Below are 3,389 nucleotides of genomic sequence, written 5' to 3'. Positions count from 1 at the left end.
AGATTTTCTCGTGAGTGACCGGCTTCACTTCGGTTAGGTTTTTATGTGAGTTGACACGGGGCAATGCCTTCATGCCCTCGCCGCCTGCAACGCAAAAAAGGAGGACTTCCCCCGAAGTCCTCCGACAGCAGTTAGGCCCCCGCCTGCTGTTGCTCGCCTTGTTCGTCCACCGCCGCCATGCGCGCGTATGCGGCCAGCACGGCCTCTTGGATTTTCGCGCGCATGGCCGACGAAATGGGGTGGGCGATGTCGCGATAGGTCCCGTCCGGCGTCCGTTTGCTGGGCATGGCCACAAACAACCCGCTCTTGCCGTCGATCACGCGGATGTCGTGGACGACGAACTCGTTGTCAAACGTGACCGACGCGATGGCCTTCATCCGCCCCTCCGCCGACACGCGCCGCATCCGCACATCGGTGATCTCCACGCCGTTCACCACCTTGATCGGGGATTGTGCCCCTATCCCCTTCGGCGCCGGTGGTGGACATTCCTGCTCGTGTCGAAAAATCTTCGCGATTTTTCCCTCAATTCCTTCATTCCGGCAAAACGGCGATCGCCTCGATTTCCACCGCCACATCCTTCGGCAGGCGTGCCACCTGCACCGTGGAACGCGCCGGGCGGTGCTCCCCAAAGTATTGCGCGTACACCTCGTTCATGGCCGCAAACGCGTTCATGTCCCGGAGGTACACCGTCGTCTTCACCACGTTGGCGAGGGTTCCGCCCGCCGCCTCCACAATGGCGCGCAGGTTCTCCAACACCTGTTTGGTCTGCTCGGCAACGCCCCCTTCAACCAGCGTGCCGTCCGGCCGAAGCGGAATTTGACCCGAGGTAAACAGCAGGTTGCCCACCCGCACCGCCTGCGCGTACGGGCCGATGGCCGCCGGGGCCTTGTCGGTGTGAATGCGCTCCATGGATCTCGCCTCCTTGCACGATGCGTTTCAATCCGAAGGGTAACGGCACACCGGACGCCTGTCAAGGATGCGGCCGCCTCCGCGTCACGCGAAATAATTGCCCGGCTCCAGGCGAATGCGGCGCTCGCGCACGTCCACCTCAGTCAGGCGCGCCAGGGAGACATAGCTGTCGACCAGGCGTTCCTCGGCATAGGCGCTTTCCACGAACACGCCGATGCCCACCACGTGGGCTTGGAATTCCTGGAGCAGGTCGATCATCCCGCGGATCGTGCCGCCCGCCTTCATAAAGTCGTCGATGATGAGCACGCGCGCCGATTCGGTCAGCGCCCGTCGGGACAGGGACATCGTCTGAATGCGCTTCGAGGAACCGGAGACGTAGTTGATGCTCACCGCCGACCCTTCCGTCACCTTGTTGTCGCGGCGGACGACCACCACGGGGAGGTTCAGGAATTCCGCCGTGGCGTGGGCGAGCGGAATGCCCTTCGTCTCCATCGTCATCACCACGTCGGCCTGGCAATCGGCGAAGACGGTGGCAAACATGCAGCCGATTTGGCGCAGCGTTCGCGGTTCCCCCAGCACATCGGTCATGTAGAGATAGCCACCGGGAAGGAGGCGATCCGGATCTTCCAGGCGGCGAAGGATGGCGCGGATCTCCGCAAGGGCCTTTTCCTTGGGCATGTAGGGGACAAACTTGACACCACCCGCGGCGCCGGCGACCGTCAGCAAATGGCCGATGCCGTTCTTCTCAAAGACCTCCTTCACGATGGCCAAATCTTCGCTGATCGACGATTTGGCCGCTTCGTACCGCTCGGCAAAGAAGGTCAGCGGAATCAGCGTGTGCGGTCGCGTCAAGAGCTCGTGCGTAATGTCGACCAGTCGTGCACTCCTCCGAATTTTGGACATGGCCCGATCCCCCATACGCCAGAATGTCACGCGCGTTGCCGTTCATCGCCCAACAGGCGCACCAGGTACACGTCGCGACAAAAGCCGCGCAAGGCATTCGTGATGCGGCGGGCCCGCGAAAGCTGCTGCGTGAGGGCGAAGACGGTGGGCCCGCTGCCGGACATGAGCACCCCCTCGGCGCCAAAGGCCTGCATGCGCTCCTTCAGCTTGCGCACCTCCGGATGAAGCGAGAAGGTCACCGCTTCCAGCATGTTGCCGAGGGAACGACAGACGGCGGCAAAATCCTGCCGGTTGAGCGCGTCGACCATGGCCGCCGTCGTCGGCGGCTGATCGATGGCATCCAGGCGCAGGGCGCGGTAGACATCGGCCGTGGAGACGGCGAGGGGCGGTTTGGCCAGCACAACCCAACACGGCGGCGGCGCGGGCACGGGCTCGATTCGCTCGCCACGTCCCCGGGCCACGGCCGTGCCGCCGTATACGAAAAACGGCACGTCGGAGCCGATGCGCGCCCCGAGGGCAGCCAGCTCCTCGCGCGACACGTTCAGCCCCAACAACGCATCCAGCGCGCGAAGGACCGCCGCCGCGTCGCTCGAGCCCCCGCCCAGCCCGGCGGCGACGGGGATGCGCTTGTCGATCCGGATGGCAATGCCCTGGCGAATGCCGTACGCTTCCTTCATCAGGGCCGCCGCTTGATAGGCGAGGTTGCGCGCATCGGTCGGCACGTAGGCCGCCGTGCAATCCACGGCAATGCCGGACTGGTCCGTCAGGGCGACGTCAATGCGGTCGGCCAAATCGATGGTGGTCATCACCATCTCGACTTCATGATAGCCGTCCTCTCGTTTGCCGATCACGTCCAGGGTGAGATTGATTTTTGCCGGTGCTTTCACCGTAATCACGGCACGTCACCCTCTTGCCCGTCATAATTCGTCTATTTTAACGCAAAAAAGCCGGGGAAACAATCCCCGGCTTTCCGGCGGCGTTATGAACCGGTGCCTGCTTGACGGGCGACCAGCGCGCGTTCCGCAATTTCGATCGCCTTTTTGACGAGATTCCCGGCATCACGGGTGGTGATGCCCCCCCATCCTTCGCGCTGGATCGTGTCGTAAATGCCCAGTTCCTTGGCCAATTCCAGCTTCAGCTCCTCGGACATGACGCCGCGACGCCTGCGTGGCATGGCCAAACGCCTCCTTTTGCGCCGCCGGTAGACCTAGTATGCACAAAAAAACGCGCAGCAACCCGACGGGTTACTGCGAGGGGTAGGTGATGCGAATGTCTTTCCCATCCTTACAAACGGTGAGCTCGACGTTTTCCGTAAGGATGTCCGTGTAGCTGTAGGAGACCCGTTTAAAGGCGTGCCGGTCTTCATCCAGTTTGATGATAAACACGGAAGGGTAGGTCTGTTCCAAAATCCCCGTGCGCTCGATCATCTTTTTGCGGCCGCCGTTTGCCCGCAGCACAATGCGCTGACCGATGTGGGCTTCCAGCGTCCGCCGGATGTCAAGCAGCGCGTTTTTCCCCGCCATCGCGACCACCTCACACGTGAATTATAGCACGTAGTTTCTAGTATGTCAACAAAG

6 protein-coding genes are annotated in these 3,389 nt (G+C 62.3%); all 6 read right to left on the bottom strand.

Features of this window, described 5'->3' with window-relative positions; translation table 11 throughout:
• Positions 1-131 precede the first annotated feature (131 nt).
• Complete coding sequence (gene spoVG, locus IEX61_RS12080) at positions 132-425, bottom strand: septation regulator SpoVG (RefSeq protein WP_054672909.1); 294 nt, start codon at positions 423-425, stop codon at positions 132-134.
• 106 nt (positions 426-531) lie between these two features.
• Positions 532-909 (bottom strand): RidA family protein, encoded by a 378-nt coding sequence (locus IEX61_RS12075; protein WP_054672903.1) that lies wholly within the window; start codon positions 907-909, stop codon positions 532-534.
• A gap of 84 nt (positions 910-993) precedes the next feature.
• Positions 994-1,812 (bottom strand): pur operon repressor, encoded by an 819-nt coding sequence (gene purR / locus IEX61_RS12070; RefSeq protein WP_054672905.1) that lies wholly within the window; start codon positions 1,810-1,812, stop codon positions 994-996.
• 26 nt (positions 1,813-1,838) lie between these two features.
• On the bottom strand, positions 1,839-2,708 hold the full coding sequence (ispE, locus tag IEX61_RS12065; RefSeq protein ID WP_188818230.1) for a 4-(cytidine 5'-diphospho)-2-C-methyl-D-erythritol kinase: 870 nt from the start codon (positions 2,706-2,708) through the stop codon (positions 1,839-1,841).
• A gap of 83 nt (positions 2,709-2,791) precedes the next feature.
• Positions 2,792-2,986, bottom strand: a complete 195-nt coding sequence (locus IEX61_RS12060) for a small, acid-soluble spore protein, alpha/beta type (RefSeq protein WP_083463183.1) — start codon at positions 2,984-2,986, stop codon at positions 2,792-2,794.
• A gap of 70 nt (positions 2,987-3,056) precedes the next feature.
• Complete coding sequence (locus IEX61_RS12055; RefSeq protein WP_054673473.1) at positions 3,057-3,335, bottom strand: Veg family protein; 279 nt, start codon at positions 3,333-3,335, stop codon at positions 3,057-3,059.
• Positions 3,336-3,389 lie beyond the last annotated feature (54 nt).

It is taken from the genome of Calditerricola satsumensis, assembly GCF_014646935.1.
Lineage (GTDB): Bacteria > Bacillota > Bacilli > Calditerricolales > Calditerricolaceae > Calditerricola > Calditerricola satsumensis.
This window is presented reverse-complemented; position numbering and strand designations above follow the sequence as displayed.